The sequence below is a fragment of the Saccharothrix sp. NRRL B-16348 genome (genome assembly GCF_001280085.1).
Lineage (GTDB): Bacteria > Actinomycetota > Actinomycetes > Mycobacteriales > Pseudonocardiaceae > Actinosynnema.
The window spans coordinates 1-16,154 of record NZ_LGED01000192.1 but is presented as its reverse complement, the minus strand read 5'-3'; the positions used below and the strand labels follow the sequence as shown (position 1 = coordinate 16,154).

Sequence of the window (16,154 nt, the reverse complement as noted above, 5' to 3'; positions counted from 1 at the left end):
CGATCACGTTGTGCTGTAACGCGAAGTGCGGTCTTCACGACCATCGGAGCAACAGGACTCCGCTGATCGACGTAGTGCGCATCGGATCACTCGCAGTCACGGCCGCTTTGCCCGAGAGGTGACAAATCCATGACCGCCGACCAGACGCGGGCGAGCTCCGCGCTATCGGTACTGCTGCTGCGCCTGGCGGTGGTGGTCGCCCTGGTGGCGTCCACGATCGCGGTCGTCGGTCTGCTGCGCGCCCCCGAGGCCGCCGCCGCGCCGTGCGACGTGCCGGTGGTCAACAAGGTCGCCTGCGAGAACACCAAGCCGGGCACGCCCGACTGGCAGGTCTCCTACCGCGACGACGGCATCCTCGGCTACACCACCGACATCAGCGCCACCCCCGGCGGCCGGGTCGACTTCAAGATGCTGACCAGCGCGTCGTCCTACTACATCGACATCTACCGGCTCGGCTACTACGGCGGCGTCGGCGCCCGCTTCCAGGAGCGGATCAGCCGCAACAGCCCGCAGAACCAGGACCCGTGCCTGCGCGGCGACGACGGCAGCGCGTTGATCGACTGCGGCAACTGGGCCGTGTCGCTGAGCTGGAACGTGCCGCCCACCGCGGTCTCCGGCCTCTACTACGCGCGCACGCACCGCAACGACAACGGCGCGGAGAACGAGATCGTGTTCGTCGTCCGCGACGACACCAGCACCTCGAAGATCCTGTTCCAGACCTCCGACTCGACCTGGGTCGCCTACAACCGCTACGGCGGCAACAGCCTGTACTTCGGCGACGGCCCCGGCCAGGGCGGGCAGGCGTTCAAGGTCAGCTACAACCGCCCGTACACCGGCGGCGACGGCGACGACAACTTCATCTTCAACGCCGAGTACCCGATGCTGCGCTTCCTCGAAGCCAACGGGTACGACGTCAGCTACACCACGGACGCCGACTCGGCCCGGCGCGGCCACCTGATCAAGAACCACCAGGTGTTCATGGCCGTCGGCCACGACGAGTACTGGTCCAACGAGCAGCGCGCCAACGTGGAGGCGGCCCGGGACGCGGGCGTGCACATGGCGTTCCTGACCGGCAACGAGATCTTCTGGAAGCACCGGTGGGAGAAGAGCATCGACTCCTCCCGGACCGACTGGCGCACCATCGCCTGCTACAAGGAGACCAAGGGCACCCAGAACGACCACCTGAGCGACTGGACCGGCACGTGGCGCGACCCGCGCTACCCCGACCAGGACGGCGGTCGCCCGGAGAACGCGCTGCTCGGCAACATCTTCACGGTCAACGGCCGCCGCGAGGACTCGCTCCAAGTACCCGCCGCGTACGGGAAGATGCGGCTGTGGCGGCACACGTCGTTGCAGAGCATGGCCGCCGGCAGCACGTACACGTTCCAGCCCGGCACGCTCGGCTACGAGTGGAACTCGGTGGAGGACAACGGCTTCCAGCCGCCGGGCGTGGCGCAGCTGTCCCGCACCACCGTGAACATGCCCGAGGGCCCGTACGTGCTGCAGAACCACGGCGACCTCTACACGCCGGACACCAAGACCCACGCCATCACCTACTACAAGCACCCGAGCGGGTCGCTGGTGTTCGGCGCGGGCACGGTCCAGTGGGCGTGGGGCGTGGACGACGAGCACGCGTTCCTCACCAACACGCCGACCTCCGACGTGCGGCTGAAGCAGGCCACGGTCAACTTCCTGGCAGACATGGGCGTGCCGGCGACCACGTTGCAGGCCGGTCTGGTGCAGGCGGCCAAGAGCACGGACACCCAGGCGCCGACGGTCGCGTTCACCAGCGTGCCCGCGATCTCGAACGTGGGCGCGGCGTACACGTTCGCCGGCACGGTGGCCGACGTGGGCGGCCAGGTCGGTGGCGTCGAGGTGTCCACCGACGGCGGCACCCGCTGGCACCCGGCGGTGTGGCAGGCCGGTCAGACGGCGTGGAGCTACACCTACACCCCGGCCAAGTCCGGCCCGGCGAGCCTGCGCGTGCGGGCCGTGGACGACTCGGCGAACCTGTCCACCCCCGTGGTGGCGACGCCCGGCGTGAACCCGCGCACCTGCCCGTGCGGCCTGTGGACCAGCACCGACACGCCCGACGTGCCCGACAGCGGTGACGCGTCGCCGCTGGAGCTGGGCGTGAAGTGGCGTGCGAACAGCGACGGCTACGTGCGCGGCGTGCGGTTCTACAAGGGCCCCGGCAACAACGGCACGCACACCGGCACGTTGTGGGACAAGGCGGGCAACCCGCTGGCCACCGGCACGTTCACCAACGAGACCGCGAGCGGCTGGCAGACGCTGACCTTCGCGATGCCCGTGCAGGTGGCCGCGGGCACGACGTACGTCGTGTCGTACTTCGCGCCCAACGGGCACTACTCGTACGACCTGGAGTACTTCTTCCAGCAGCAGCGCTACCTCGAACCGGTCACCGGCCTGAAGAACGGCGAGGACGGCCCGAACGGCCTGTTCCGGTTCGGCGGCGCCGGCTTCCCGACCCAGTCCCACTGGGGCAGCAACTACTGGGTGGACGTGGTGTGGGCGCCGGACCCCGGCCCCGACCAGCGCGCGCCGCTGCTCGTGTCGACCTCGCCGGTCGGCGGCGAGGGCACCGTCGCGCTCACCCCCGTCGTCTCCGCCACCTACGACGAGGCCGTCACGCCCGGCTCCGCCCAGTTCACCCTGACCGGACCGAGCGGCTCGGTGTCCGGCTCGCTGGCCCTGTCCAACGAGAACAAGACCGTGACGTTCACGCCCGGCCAGGCGCTCACCCCGAACACCGGCTACACGGCGGCGCTGCGCGTGTCCGACGCGGCGGGTAACCAGACGCCGCAGTCGACGTGGTCGTTCACCACCGGCGCGACCCGGCCCGCGACGTGCCCGTGCACGGTCTGGGACGACTTCGCCCGGCCCGCCGTCTACGCGTCGACCGACACCACGCCGATCGAGGTCGGCACCAAGGTCCGCTTCAACGGCAAGGGCGAGGTGCTCGGCGTCCGGTTCTTCAAGGGCACCGGCAACACCGGCACGCACACCGGCTCGCTGTGGTCGTCCACCGGCCTGCTGCTGGCCACGGGGACGTTCACCAACGAGAGCGCGAGCGGCTGGCAGAAGCTGACGTTCGCGTCACCGGTGGTCGTGCAGGCGAACACGACCTACATCGTGTCCTACCACGCGCCGAACGGCCGTTACGCGGTCACCGGCGGCTACTTCGCGGGCCAGGGCGCGAGCTACGCGGGCCTGCGGGCGCTCGCCGACGGCGTCGACGGGTACAACGGCGTCTACCGCTACGGCACCGGCGGCTTCGCGCCCACCTCGTCGTACAACGCGACGAACTACTGGGTCGACGTCGTCTACCGCAACGGCCTCAACGGTGACACCACGCCGCCGACGATGACCAACCGCGCCCCGGCGGTCGACGCGACGAACGTCGTCGCCACCACCCCGCTCACCGCGACGTTCAGCGAGCCCGTCGACCCGGCCAGCGCGCAGCTGTGGCTGACCGACCCGCGCGGCACGCAGCTCACCGGCTCGGTGTCGCTGTCCGGCGACCAGCGGACGGCCACCTGGACGCCGACCGGCAAGCTCATGCCCGGCACCCGGTACACGGCCAGCGTGCTGATCGCCGACGCCAACGGCAACCCGATGCCGGACCCGGTGACGTGGTCGTTCACCACCGACCCGGCCGTCATCTGCCCGTGCACGCTGTTCAGCGCGGCGACCGTGCCCACGATCACCTCCAGCGACGACGGCGGCGCCTACGAGCTGGGCGTCCGGTTCACCCCGACCGCGGGCGGCCGGATCACCGCCGTGAAGTTCTACAAGGGCGTGGGCAACACCGGCACGCACACCGGCACGCTGTGGTCGCCGAGCGGCCAGCAGCTGGCCACGGGCACGTTCACGGGGGAGACCGCGGGCGGCTGGCAGACGTTGACGTTCGCCGCGCCGGTGTTCGTGTCGGCGGGCCAGACCTACACCGCGTCGTACACCACGACCACCGGCCACTACTCCGTCGACGCCGGCTACTTCAGCGGCTACTCGGTGGCCAGCGGTCCGCTGAGCGCGCCGTCGGGCGTGGACGGCGGCAACGGCGTCTACCGCGCCGGCGCGGGCCACCCGACGAACTCCTACGCGGGCGGCAACTACTGGGTCGACGTCGTCTTCCTGCCCAACGACGACAACACGCCGCCGGTCGTCAACGGGCGCACGCCGCTCGACGGCGCCGGTGAGGTGTCCCGCACCTCGCTGCTGACGGCGACGTTCGACGAGCCGGTCGACCTCACCACGGCCCAGTTCACGCTCGCCGACTCCGGCGGCGCGAAGATCGCGGGCACGGTGTCGCTGTCGGCCAACCAGCAGCAGGTGACGTGGACGCCCGCGGCGGCGTTGGGCGGAGGCATGACGTACACCGCGAGCCTGCGGATCGCCGACGTCTACGGCAACGTGATGACCGCGCCGACGACCTGGTCGTTCACCACGACCACCGCCGGGAACTGCCCGTGCTCGCTGTTCAGCGCGGCGACCGTGCCCACCGTGGCGTCGGCCGACGACACCGGCTCGTACGAGCTCGGCGTCCGGTTCGTGCCTTCGGTGACCGGCTCCGTCACCGGGGTCAGGTTCTACAAGGGCGCGGGGAACACGGGCACGCACACCGGCACCGTGTGGGACGCGGCGGGCAACCCGCTGGCCACCGGCACGTTCACGAACGAGACGGCCACCGGCTGGCAGACCCTCACGTTCGCCTCGCCGGTGACCGTCATCGCCGGCACGAGCTACGTCGCGTCCTACACCGCGCCGAACGGCCGGTACTCGGTGGACTCCGGGTACTTCATGGGCAACGCCGTGACCAGCCCACCGCTGAGCGCGCCCGCCACCGCCGAGGGCGCCCGCAACGGCGTCTACCGGTCGGGTCCCGGCTTCCCGGAGTCGTCCTACGCGGGCAGCAACTATTGGGTCGACGTCACCTTCACCACCAGCTGACCCCACCCGCCGCCGCCACCCCACCGCCGTCGGGGTGGCGGCGGCCCCCTCACCCCACGCGTGTCGTACCTTCAGACCGCGCGTGTCCTACGTTCGCGTCGCGCGTGTCCTACGTTCAGAACGCGTGAGTTCAACGCTCAGAACACGCGACCTGCGCGTTCACGCCTCCCGGGTCGCCGGACCGGGGATCACCGCGGCCAAGACGCCGTTCGAACTCGACCCGATCGACTGCTGACCCGCGGTCCTACGCCTCACGGACCGGGAGCGCCGCCGCACGCCGCCGCTCGTCCTTCGCCACCCGCAGCAACGCCCCCGACGCGCCGATCATGGTGAACACCAGGCCGGTCGCCACGCCGAAGCCCAGCAGGTCGAACGTCACCGACGCGATCCCGCCCGCCACCACGGCCGCCAGCAGCGCGCTCGCCAGGCTCCGCAACTGCTCGTCCTCGCTGATCACCCGCACCCGGATCGCCGCGAACGCCGCCGCCAGGAACATCCCGACCAACGCGAACAGCCCCAGGTAGCCGTTCTCGATCAACGTCAGCAGGAACTGGTTGTCCAGGATCGTGTACTTCGTCGGCAGGTACGTGCCGAACCCGCGCCCCAGCAACGGGTTCAGGTCGACCTGCTCCCACGCCGCCTCGTAGTCCGCCGTGCGCGCCTTCACGCTCGGGTCGTCCTCGATGTTGGAGAACATCCCGCGCAACGTCCCGAACAGCCCCGGCACCACCAGGGTCGCGCCGAGGAACGACCCACCGCCCACCACCGCCGTGGCGACCTTGCGCCGCCGCGGCAACGTGATGATCATGATCACCGCGCCGATCGCCATGCACAGCAGCGCCGTCCGCGACAACGACATCAGCGCGCCCAGCCCCACCAGCGCCAGGCACGCGAACCAGCGCAGGTGCGGCGTGCCGTCGTCCCGGGCCTTGAACACGTAGTGCACGCCCAGCGGCACGGCCATCGCGCACACCAGGCCGAACTCGATCGGGTGGTTCGTGGTGCCGGTCGGCCGCCGGAAGATCGACCGGGACTCCATCGCCGAGTACCCGTTGTCCTGCACGCGCAGCCCCGGCAGCGACACGTACGACGCCAGGTCGACCCCGAGCCCGAACTGCACCAGCCCGACGAACGCGATCACCGCCGCGCTGCCGAGCAGCAGCTTCAGCACCTTGTCGAGCCGCTCCTTGGTGCGCACGGCGTCGCACACGAACACGGCGACCGCGATCATCGACGTGATCCGGATGATGCTGCTGTCGGCCACGGTCAGCTCGTCGGTCGGCAGCCAACGCCGCGTCGCCACGCCGTACGTCGCCAGCTGCGACGCCAGGTACAGCGCCACGGCCGTGCGCACGACGTTGCGCCCCTTGCCCATGCCGACGGTGTCCACCATCTGCCCGGACACCCACAGCACGCCCAGCAGCAACGCCACCACCAGCGCGGGCGGCAGGGTCATCGGCACGAACGACAGCACCAGCCGGGCCGGGATGATCAGCAGCGCCAGCAGGAACAGGCTCACCAGCGTGGCACCGTCCGCCCGCCGCCGCACGGGCTGGTCCGCGAGGAACCGCTCGGCCACGGTCAGGGTTTGTCTTCGCTGGTCGGCCACGCGGGGGCGCCCGGTGTGCCGGTGGTGCGCGGTCCCGGCGCGGCGATCTTCACCGTCTGCTCGCTGGCCGTCGGCTGCGGTCGGCGGACCGGTGGGCCGGGCGGACGGCGCGGCGCGCCATTGGGGGACGACGGCGTGGCCGGGGGAGCGTCGGCGGGAGGGGCGGCGTCCTCGGAGGCACCCTCACGCGCCTCACGGCGGCGCCGCAGGTGGTTCAGCACGCTGTCGCCGCCGAACGTGGCGGCCGTCGTCAACAGCATCAGCAGCACGAACGCCGCGCCCGCGTACCGGACCTTGCCGCCGATCTGCGCCTCCGCCTCGGTCGGGTTCACGATCACCTGCGAGGTGATGAACGTCGACGCCGGCGCCTTCAGCGCGGTCTGCTGCTCGTCCAGCTCCTTGGTCGCGAACTCCATCACCGTGGTGACCAGCCGCTCGGCCGCCTCCGGGGTGCTGCCGTCCGCGGTCACGAACAGGAACGGGCCACCCATGCCGCCACCGGCCGCGGTGAAGTTCTCCGTCGACTCCTTGTCGAGGCCGAGCGACTCCTTGCGGGTCTTCGGGTCGGCCAGGATCTGCGAGATGATCTGCGCGGTGGTCGTCAGGCTGCCGTCGAACGACAGCAGCGGGTTGACCCGCACCGCGTCCTCGGGCGAGATGTTCTCCGAGAACGAGCCACCGGCCGACGGCGACGTGAACACCATGACCCCGGAGGACTGGTAGCGCGTCGGGATGGACAGGAACACGCCGGCGGCCACGGCGACCGCTGTGACCGCCGCCGGCAGGGCGATGTACCACCGCCTGCGCAGCGTTCGCACCGCGCCCCAGAAGTCCATCCGCTCCCCGATCCACGTCTACCCCGCGTGAGTGCGCGCGGCGTGTTGTTACTCTGAAATCGGCCGACTCGCGCCCAGTCGTTACAGGTGGTGATGGACATGACCCACCGGCGCGTGGTGTTCGCCGTCGCGGCCATCGTACTGGTCGTCGGGGCCTCGGTGGCGTACGTGACATCGGTCGTGCGCGAGACCTCGCCCGTGCCGGTGGCCGCGGTCGACGGCGACCTGATGTTCGTGGCCCTGGCCGACGGTCGCGGCCGGGTCGAGCAGGTGCGCCTGGCCGATCCCGCGGCCCGCAGCGCGACTCCGATGACGTGCCAACGCGTGTACCGGGCCGCGGGCACGACGGTGTGCCTGAAGCTGGCCGGGCCTGGCCCGACGTACGCGGCCGAGGTGTCGCGTGACGGCGTCGTGGCGCGGACCGTGCCGCTGCCCGGGGTGCCGAGCCGGGCGAAGGTGTCGGCGTCGGGGCAGGTGGTCACGTGGACGTCGTTCGTGACCGGCGACTCGTACGCGGTGCCCGGTGGGTTCTCCACCCGGACCGGCTACCTGGACCTGCGCGCCGGCGAGGCGGTGGAGTCGCTGGAGGGTTTCGCGGCCGTGGTCGAGGGCCGGCCGCACACCGCGCAGGACGTGAACTACTGGGGTCTGACGGTGGCCGCCGACGACCGGACGTTCTACGCGACGCTGGCCTCGGGCGGGTACACGTGGTTGGTGAAGGGCGACCTGGTGGAGCGTCGCCTGGAGTCGCTGCGGCGTGACGCCGAGTGCCCGTCCCTGTCGCCGGACGGCACGAAGGTCGCCTACAAGAAGCGCATCGGCCGGCTGGGGCCGTGGGAGCTGGCCGTGCTCGACCTCAAGACCGGCGAGGAGCGCAGGCTGCCGGGCACTGCGGGGGTGGACGACCAGGCCACCTGGCTGGACGACGAGCGGATCGCGTTCGCCGCGGTGCCGAAGGACGCCAAGCTCGCGTCGATCCACGTCGTGCCCGCCGACGGCTCGGCCGCCGCCGTGCTCATGATCCACGAAGCCACCTCGCCGTCCCCGGTCGGCTGACACCTTCCGAACCCCGCGATCCCTTGTGGTCAAAGGAGAATCGTGTTTCAGACCGACAACTCCCGCCTGAGCACCTTCTCCAGCTCGTGCCCGGCCGCGTCCCACGACCGGCCGGACACGCCGGCGGACGCGGCCCTCGCCACCGCGGCGAAATCCGGCGTGGCGACCACGTCGGACAACGCGCGGGCCAGGTCGTGCGGCGTCGCGGGCGCGTACCGGACGTGGTCGTTGTCCAGCACGACCCGGTTGTGCACGGCGTCGTTGACGACCGGCAGGCACCCGGCGGCCAGCATCTCGTGCGGCACCAGGGAGACGTTCGTCATCGACAGCGTAAGGCCCGCGTAGCACCGGTTGTAGATCTCGTTGAGCCGATCGGGCGTGACCAGGCCGTGGTCGACGTGCCGCGGCCCCAGCGACCCGATCTTCTCCCCGTACGTGTGGATCGTGATGTCCGGGTGCTCCTCGGCGAAGATCTCCAACGCCAGCAACCCGATCTCGATCGCCCGCCGGGGCGCCAGCCGACGCGCGTAGAACACCACGCCGTCCCGCCGCGCGCCCTCGTCCAGGTGGTAGCGGTCCGCGTCGCAGCCGAAGTCGAAGAAGTCGGCCGCCATCCCCATCTCGGCCCGCACCTTCTCGGCCAGGAACCGGCCGGCGGTGAAGCCGTGGAACCCCATCCGGTAGGTGTTCTCCGCCAACGCCGACAGCCCGCCCACCGGGAAGAACCACGGCTCGTAGTCCTGCACCAGGTAGAACCTCTTGCCCGCGCACGGGTCGTTGAACGCCGGGTAGGCCGTCATCCACGCGGTGGCGAACACGGCGTGCGCGTCGGCCATCCCGTCCGCCACGTCGTGCACCGAGCCCCGGAAACCCGGGAACGCCGACCTGATCACCGGCTCGTGGTCCGCCGCACGGCTGCCGTACACGTCGTACAGGTACAGCCGGCACGTGTGCCCCGCCGACTCCAGGTGCTCGATCAGCCGGAACATCGTGGTGTGCCCGCCGGAGCCGGGCGACGGCGGCGTGCTGACCCAGTTCACGGTCAGCCGCCCGTCCGCCGGGACGGGCGGCACGACCACCGGCCGTGCGACCGCCGCGCCCAACGCCCGTGCCCGCAGCCCGTAAGGCCGGAACGCGATGAGGTACGCGGGCACGATCACCACGAGCACCACCACGCTCTGCGCCAGCGCCACGCCCCGGATGCCGTCCAGGTGCGCGCCCAACGCCAAGAGCGGCACGAGCGCCACCAGCCACACCAGGTGGATCACCAGGATCGCGCGCGACCGCCCGGCGCTGGCCAGGTAGTCGTACCCCAGCTCCAACGCCACCCGCAGCGCGCCCAGCAGCACCAGCAGCGCCAACGCCTGCGCGGCCGGCGCCCACCGCTCGCCGTACACCGTGCGCACGAGCGGGTCGGCCAACGCCGCCAGCAGCACGCACGCGGGCACCGTCACCAGCGCGAGCAGCCGCAACGCGCGCGCGAACGTGCGCGCGAACAGCTCCGGATCATCCCTGACCTGCGAGAACGCCGCGAGCGACACGCTGCGCACCGGCTGTGAGAACGCGCCGACCGGCCAGTTCGCCAGGTTGAACGCGAGCAGGTAGAACCCCAGCGGCACCGTGCCCAGCACGCTGCCGACGATGATGTAGTCGACGTTGAGCACGCCGAACACCAGCAGGCTCGCGCCCGCCAGCGGCAGCCCGAACGCCAGCAGCCCCCGTGCCTGGACCGCGTCGAACCCCGGTCGGTAGCGCTTCGGCGTGTAGGCGAACATCACCACGGCGGCGACCAGGTTCGTGGCGATCCGCGACCACGCCAGGCTCCACGCGCCGAAGCCGAGCAGCGCCAGCACGACCACCACCGCCGTGCCGACCACGAACGCCGACGTGTCCGCGACGAACTTGTGGTCCTGCCGGAACTCGCGTTGCAGCAACGCGCCCGGCACCGCCGACGCGCCCGCGATCACCAGCGACAGCGACATCAGCTGGATCACACCGGTCGCCTGCGGCGTGTCCATCGCCCCGGCGAACCAGGGCGCGCCGAGCACGCACAGCAGCGCCAACAGCGCGCCGGACGCGATCGACAGCGTCGTCACCGTCGGCGCGAGCTCCTCGACCGGCCGTTCGGTGCGCACCAGGGCGACGCTCACGCCCATCTCGCTGATGCTCATCACGATGTTGAGCACCACCAGCGCGACCGCGAACACGCCGAACTGCTCGGGCGCGATGAGCCTGGCCAGCAGGACGCCGACACCGACCTGGCTGAACCGCTGCACCAGGCTGTTGATCGCGCTCCACCGGATCGCCGAGCCGACCTTGCGGCGCAGCTCCGGCCGTTCGGTCCCCGTCGGCTCCACCTCGGCGGTCACTGGCCGCGCCACTTCCAGACCTGCTTGCCCACGACGCCCGCGCCGCGCTTGACCAGGTGGCTGCCGACGAACAGCTGCGTGCGGCGGCACACCTTCGGCCCCAACGCCCGCCGTCGCCGCAACGCCCGGTGCTCGGGCAGCCGCTCCGCGTCCGGGAACACCCGCCGCGCGAACGCCACCAGCTCGTCCACCGGGATCTCGGCCAGCTGGTCGCGGTCGTAGGCGCGCACCGCACGCCACAACGCGTCCTTGGCGATCGACCGGCCGGCCAGCGACCGCAGCCGCGGCGGCAGGTCGGGGTGCTCGGCGAAGAACCGCTCGAACACCGCCTGCCGCTGCTCCAGGTCGGCGGACAGCGACGAGAACCGCGTGCGCATCATGCTCTGCCCGTGCACCCGGTAGTACGCGGCGGGCTTGCCGCGCACGTAGCCGATGTCGGACACCGCGGCGATGCGCAGCCACATCTCCAGGTCGCCCGCGTGCGGCAGGTCCGGCCGGTAGCCGCCGACCTCCTGCTGCACCGACGTGCGCACCACGGCCTCCGGCGAGGAGATCACGTTCTGCCCGGTGCGGCAGCGCGCCTCGACCCAGTCCACACCGGACCAGACCGTGCGACCCGCCGGGGGCGTCACCACGGACGGCAGGTCGGCGTGGTCGGTGTAATAAACGACACGTCCGTACACCATGCCGACGTTCGGGTGAGCCTCGAAGACCTCGGCCGCACGGGCGAGAGCACCCGGCGCCAGCAGGTCGTCGGCGGACAGCAGCACGGTGTAGTCGGCCTTCGCCCACTCCAGCAGGCCCTCGTTGTAGGTCGCGATGTGGCCCTGGTTGACCTCGTGCCTGCGGCCCTCGACCCGCGGGTCCCGCGTCAGCTCGGCCACGACCTCGGGCGTCTCGTCGCTCGACGTGTCGTCGATGATCAGCACCCGCACGTCGACGCCGGGCTGGTCGAGCACGCTCCGGACGCACGCGCGCAGGAACCGCGCGTAGTTGTAACAGGGGATGACGACGTCGACCGTCGGTCGTGCCGGTGGCTCAGTCACGCTCTACTCATCGTGTTCGAACGCGGATCGTTAACGGCTCGGCCCCGATCCCGATGTACGGGTAGAGGGAAGGGGTTCCATGGACCACGTCGTGCTGACGCGTTTCAACCTGCCGTCCGTGGGCGCCGAGAGCGTCGTGCGGGCGCGGGAGGGGTGGTTGACCGAACGCGTCGGGCTGTTCGAGCGGTACTGCCTGCCGTCGGTGGCGGCGCAGACGTCCTCGAACTTCCGGTGGCTCATCTACTTCGACCCGGAGAGCCCTCAGTGGCTCAAGGACCGCATCGAGGCGCACGGCGACGCGTACACGCCGGTGTTCCGCACCCAAGTCAGCCGGGACGAGCTGGTCGAGGACGTCTCCAAGCTCTTCCCGTCCAAGGGCGACGAGCTGATCACCACCAACCTTGACAACGACGACGGCCTCGCGGCGGACTTCGTGGCGCGGCTCCAGGCCGAGCGGTCCACCGGCCGCCGCACCGCGCTCTACCTGGCGAACGGGTTGGTCAAGAGCCCGAGCGGGTTGTTCGCGCACCACGACCGCGACAACGCGTTCGCGTCCATGCGGGAGAGCTGGGACGCCCCGGTGACGTGCTGGGCCGACTGGCACAACCGGCTGCACCGGCACGCCGAGGTGGTGTCGCTGGGCGGGCCGCCCGGCTGGCTCCAGGTCGTGCACGGCGGGAACGTGAGCAACCGCACCCGCGGCAGGCTCGTCGCGCCCGCGCCGTACCGGCCGCTGTTCGGGGCGGCGCTGGACGACGTGCCGAGTCCCGCCGGCGGCGTGCTGGCCCGCGACCGGTTCGTCGGACACCCCCTCCGGGTGGCTCGTGACGGCGGCAGGCACGTCGCCAAGACCGCCGCCCTGCGCCTGCTCGGCCCGGGCGGCTTCGAGAAGGCCAAGCAGCTGCTGGCCGCCCGCGGGCGCACGCCGAGATGAGCCTGTCGCGCGCCTTGCCGGCCGTGCTCGTCCTCGCCTTGACCGCCTGCACCGCGGAGGCGCGGCAGACCGACCCGACCCCCGTCGTCCCCGCAAGCCCTTCCGTCGACTACTACAAGCAGTGGGCCAACGGACCCAACCCGACCGGCGACCCGACCGTGTTCCCGATCAACGTCTGGATGCAGGACCCGTCCGGCGTGGAGAACGGCGAGAAGCTCGGCCGGGCGTTCCCGAAGATCGGCGTCGACTTCGGCATCGGGCTCTGGGAGGACGAGTGGTGGTACCTGCGCCAGGAGGGGCTCTACGAGACCGACTGGCGCGTGTACGTGGACGGCACGCGCGTCGACACGGTCTTGGCGGACACCGCGCACGCCCGCAACTACGTTGGCTACCTGATCGCCGACGAGCCGGACATGAACAAGGTCTACGGCGACGTGTTCAACCCCGACATGCAGCCGTCGGCGATCCTGAAGGCCGCCGACGCCGTGCGCGCGAAGGACCCGTCCCGGCCCACGTACCTCAACTTCAGCCCGTGGATGGGCACGCCGACCGGCGAGATCGGCTACGGCCACATCGAGAAGTCGTACGAAGAGGACATGCGCACCTACTGCTCGGCCGCCGACATCGCGTCCGCCGACTACTACGGCTGGACGCACCCGGACCGCAACCACACCGTCGGCGCGTACAGCTACGGGCAGGTCATCGACACCATGCGCAAGTGGTGCGGCCCGGACAAGCCGCTGTACGGGTTCGTGGAGACCGGCCACCCCCACGACCGCGGTGAGATCATCGACCCCAACCAGCTCGAATCGGCGGTCTGGAACACGATCCTGCACGGCGCCACCGGCATCGACTACTTCGCGCACAGCTTCTACACCGACGGCACCGGCGAGTACTCCAGCGTGCTGACCCGCCCCGAGATCACCTCCCGCGTCACCGCCGTCAACGCAAGGCTCAGGTCCCTCGCCCCGGTCCTCAACTCACCGAACCTCCCCGGCGTGACCGCGACGAGCGACAACGGCATCCCCGTCGCGGTGCTCCACAAGAATCCGGGCTCGCACGCGGAGCGTTGGGTGCTCGCTCAGACCGACGGCACCAAGGACCACCCCCGCAGCCTCGCCGCTCGCGTCACGCTCACCGTGCCGGTGTCGTCGGGCACGGCCACCGTGGTGGACGAGAACCGGACCGTGCCGATCGTCGACGGCAAGATCGTCGACGACTTCGCCCCGTACCAGGTCCACGTCTACCGGTTCTGACGGGCTAACGGCACGGTCCCGGCCGGCGATGGGGGCAGTGCGGGACCCGAACCCACGGAGGCCGATCGTGCTCAGACAGATCCGCAAGACGCCGGCGGTGTGCGGCGCGGTCGTGGTGGGAGCGGCGCTGCTGCTCGCACCGTCCGGGACCGCCGTCGCGGAACCCGTGCGCGTGCTCGGCTACGTCGCCAACAACGGCGGCGGTGTGTCCGTCCTGGACACCGCCACCAACGCCGTCACCACCACGCTCATCGACTCCACGGGCGACTCGCCCTACGGCGTCGGCGTCGCGTTCGACGGCACACGCGCCTACGTGACGAACGTTCGCGATGACACCCTCACCGTCATCGACACACCGACCAACACCGTGGACGCCTCCGTGCCGGTCGGCGACGGCCCCGCCGGCGTCGTCGTATCGCCGTCAGGTGGGCACGTCTACGTGTCGAACTACCTGGCCGGCACGGTGTCCGTGGTCGACGCGGCCACGTTGGCCACCACCGAGACCATCCCGGTGGGCGCCAACGCCGACGGCATCGCGATCACCCCGAACGGCAAGCGCCTCTACGTCGCCCACGACGTCGCCGGCCCGGGCACCGTCTCCGTCGTCGACACCACCACGAACACCGAGATCGCCGACATCCCGACCGGCAACACCCCGACCGCCGTCGCCGTGACCCCCGACGGCACCAAGCTCGTCGTGGTCAACAAGCTGTCCAACAACCTGGCCGTCGTCGACACCACCACCAACGCCGTCGTCGGCACCGTCCCGGTCAGCTTCATCCCGCACGGCGTCGCCATCTCCCCGGACGGCTCACGCGCCTACGTCACCAACAGCGAGGGCCACAGCCTGTCCGTCGTGGACATCAACACCCTCACCCCAGTGGCCCAGATCCCGGTGGGCAGCCGACCGATCAGCGTCTCCCTGACCCCGGACGGCACCAAGGCCTACGTGACCAACTTCAACAGCGGAACGGTGTCCATCGTCGACACCACCACCCTGTCCGTCGTCACCTCGGTCCCCGTAGGCGTGAACCCGGTGGGCATCGCCATCCACGCCGTCCCCCCAGCCCCCACCAAACTCACCGCCGGCCACGCCCAACTCCAACTGCGCCTCCTCAGCTTCACCGCCCGCAGCCTGGACGCCACCCTCACCGAGTCCCACACGGGCAAACCGGTCCCGGGCAAACAAATCACCTTCCGCACCACCAAAGGCCACCCCCTCTGCACCGCCACCACCAACGCCTACGGCAAAGCCCAGTGCGACGCCAACATCCCCCTCCTCGTGGGCCTGGCCACCCTCCTCCAGGGCTACACCGCCAGCCACCCGGGCGACCTGACCCACGGCCGTTCCGTCTCACACGGCCACATCACCCTCCTCTAACCCCACACCCTCGCCCCGACCACGTCCACTGGCACGCCCTTCTCCCTAAAGGAGGGCTTCGTGTCATCCCGCCGACCTGGCTCCGCCCTACCGCGCGTGTCAAGGGGGCGCGTGTTCACCTTTGCCCGGGGCTTCACTGATGTCGCGCGCCCCCTTGACACGTGTGGTAGCCCGTAGGGAGGTCGGTGGGATGACACGAAACCCGGACCAACAACGGACCCGGCTCTTGACCGCGTAGTTGGGGTCATCCTGTTGATCTGCCCGTCCGGCGAGGACTCTTTTGATCTTTGGGTTCTTGATCTTCGAGGTTCTGGATCTTCTACGACGCGCGGCGCCGGACCTTCCCAGCCTTCAGACACGCCGTGCAGACCTTGAGCTTGACCGGCCGGCCGTCGACGGTCGCCTTCACGGACTGGATGTTCGGACGGAACATCCGCGCCGAGCGCCCGAGCACCCGCCGCCTCTGGGCGTTGCGGAACGCGACAGGGCGGGTGGTGGTGAGGAAGGCGTGGAGTACTAGGGCTTTGGACTTCTAGACCTCTCGGTGGTCCGGTCCGGCTCGATTTGACATGGGGCCCTTACGGGCACTCCAGGCAGGCTTGGGTTCTAGTGGTGGTTGCAACACCTGACTTGTTCAGGGGTTGTTGTGTTCGAGATCCGTGGGGACCGGTCGCCTCAGGGGCGGAGGAAGTTGTT

Annotated in this window: 10 protein-coding genes; 5 read left to right on the top strand and 5 right to left on the bottom strand. The window is 70.6% G+C overall.

Features of this window, described 5'->3' with window-relative positions:
- Positions 1–129: 129 nt before the first annotated feature.
- On the top strand, positions 130–4,971 hold the full coding sequence (locus tag ADK67_RS17180; RefSeq protein WP_063797627.1) for a DUF4082 domain-containing protein: 4,842 nt from the start codon (positions 130–132) through the stop codon (positions 4,969–4,971).
- A 244-nt stretch (positions 4,972–5,215) separates the two neighbouring features.
- On the opposite strand, the gene ADK67_RS17175 is transcribed toward ADK67_RS17180, so the two are convergent.
- Positions 5,216–6,550 (bottom strand): O-antigen ligase family protein, encoded by a 1,335-nt coding sequence (locus tag ADK67_RS17175; protein ID WP_053717435.1) that lies wholly within the window; start codon positions 6,548–6,550, stop codon positions 5,216–5,218.
- 2 nt (positions 6,551–6,552) lie between these two features.
- The gene (locus ADK67_RS17170) at positions 6,553–7,416 is read right to left on the bottom strand and encodes a hypothetical protein (RefSeq protein ID WP_053717434.1); all 864 of its coding nucleotides are present in this window, start codon (positions 7,414–7,416) and stop codon (positions 6,553–6,555) included.
- A gap of 99 nt (positions 7,417–7,515) precedes the next feature.
- Between ADK67_RS17170 and ADK67_RS17165 the strand changes: the two genes are divergently transcribed.
- The gene (locus ADK67_RS17165; RefSeq protein ID WP_231648224.1) at positions 7,516–8,472 is read left to right on the top strand and encodes a TolB family protein; all 957 of its coding nucleotides are present in this window, start codon (positions 7,516–7,518) and stop codon (positions 8,470–8,472) included.
- Between the two features lie 47 nt (positions 8,473–8,519).
- Here ADK67_RS17165 and ADK67_RS53680 read toward each other — a convergent pair whose 3' ends face one another.
- Together ADK67_RS53680 and ADK67_RS17150 are read right to left on the bottom strand one after the other, a co-directional pair.
- The gene (locus tag ADK67_RS53680) at positions 8,520–10,853 is read right to left on the bottom strand and encodes a rhamnosyltransferase WsaF family glycosyltransferase (protein ID WP_231648223.1); all 2,334 of its coding nucleotides are present in this window, start codon (positions 10,851–10,853) and stop codon (positions 8,520–8,522) included.
- Positions 10,838–11,887 carry a glycosyltransferase gene (locus ADK67_RS17150; protein WP_053717433.1) on the bottom strand — a complete coding sequence of 350 codons (1,050 nt, stop codon included), beginning with the start codon at positions 11,885–11,887 and terminating at the stop codon, positions 10,838–10,840. The genes ADK67_RS53680 and ADK67_RS17150 overlap by 16 nt, the downstream gene beginning before the upstream one ends.
- A gap of 79 nt (positions 11,888–11,966) precedes the next feature.
- On the opposite strand from ADK67_RS17150, the gene ADK67_RS17145 reads away from it, so the two are divergent.
- The 3 genes from ADK67_RS17145 to ADK67_RS17135 all read left to right on the top strand — a co-directional run bounded on the left by ADK67_RS17145 (position 11,967) and on the right by ADK67_RS17135 (position 15,458).
- Positions 11,967–12,821 (top strand): glycosyltransferase, encoded by an 855-nt coding sequence (locus tag ADK67_RS17145; protein WP_053717432.1) that lies wholly within the window; start codon positions 11,967–11,969, stop codon positions 12,819–12,821.
- On the top strand, positions 12,818–14,077 hold the full coding sequence (locus ADK67_RS17140; RefSeq protein ID WP_053717431.1) for a hypothetical protein: 1,260 nt from the start codon (positions 12,818–12,820) through the stop codon (positions 14,075–14,077). The genes ADK67_RS17145 and ADK67_RS17140 overlap by 4 nt, the downstream gene beginning before the upstream one ends.
- Before the next feature lie 67 nt (positions 14,078–14,144).
- Positions 14,145–15,458, top strand: a complete 1,314-nt coding sequence (locus ADK67_RS17135; RefSeq protein WP_231648222.1) for a cytochrome D1 domain-containing protein — start codon at positions 14,145–14,147, stop codon at positions 15,456–15,458.
- Between the two features lie 319 nt (positions 15,459–15,777).
- On the opposite strand, the gene ADK67_RS49065 is transcribed toward ADK67_RS17135, so the two are convergent.
- On the bottom strand, positions 15,778–15,891 hold the full coding sequence (locus ADK67_RS49065) for a large ribosomal subunit protein bL28 (RefSeq protein ID WP_197289495.1): 114 nt from the start codon (positions 15,889–15,891) through the stop codon (positions 15,778–15,780).
- Positions 15,892–16,154 lie beyond the last annotated feature (263 nt).

What these genes read in the sequence shown, in the direction of transcription:
- ADK67_RS17180 (WP_063797627.1), top strand. Translation starts at nt 130, where the DNA reads ATGACCGCCGACCAGACGCGGGCGAGCTCCGCGCTATCGGTACTGCTG.
- ADK67_RS17170 (WP_053717434.1), bottom strand. Translation starts at nt 7,416, where the DNA reads ATGGACTTCTGGGGCGCGGTGCGAACGCTGCGCAGGCGGTGGTACATC.
- ADK67_RS17165 (WP_231648224.1), top strand. Translation starts at nt 7,516, where the DNA reads ATGACCCACCGGCGCGTGGTGTTCGCCGTCGCGGCCATCGTACTGGTC.
- ADK67_RS17145 (WP_053717432.1), top strand. Translation starts at nt 11,967, where the DNA reads ATGGACCACGTCGTGCTGACGCGTTTCAACCTGCCGTCCGTGGGCGCC.
- ADK67_RS17140 (WP_053717431.1), top strand. Translation starts at nt 12,818, where the DNA reads ATGAGCCTGTCGCGCGCCTTGCCGGCCGTGCTCGTCCTCGCCTTGACC.
- ADK67_RS49065 (WP_197289495.1), bottom strand. Translation starts at nt 15,891, where the DNA reads ATGTTCCGTCCGAACATCCAGTCCGTGAAGGCGACCGTCGACGGCCGG.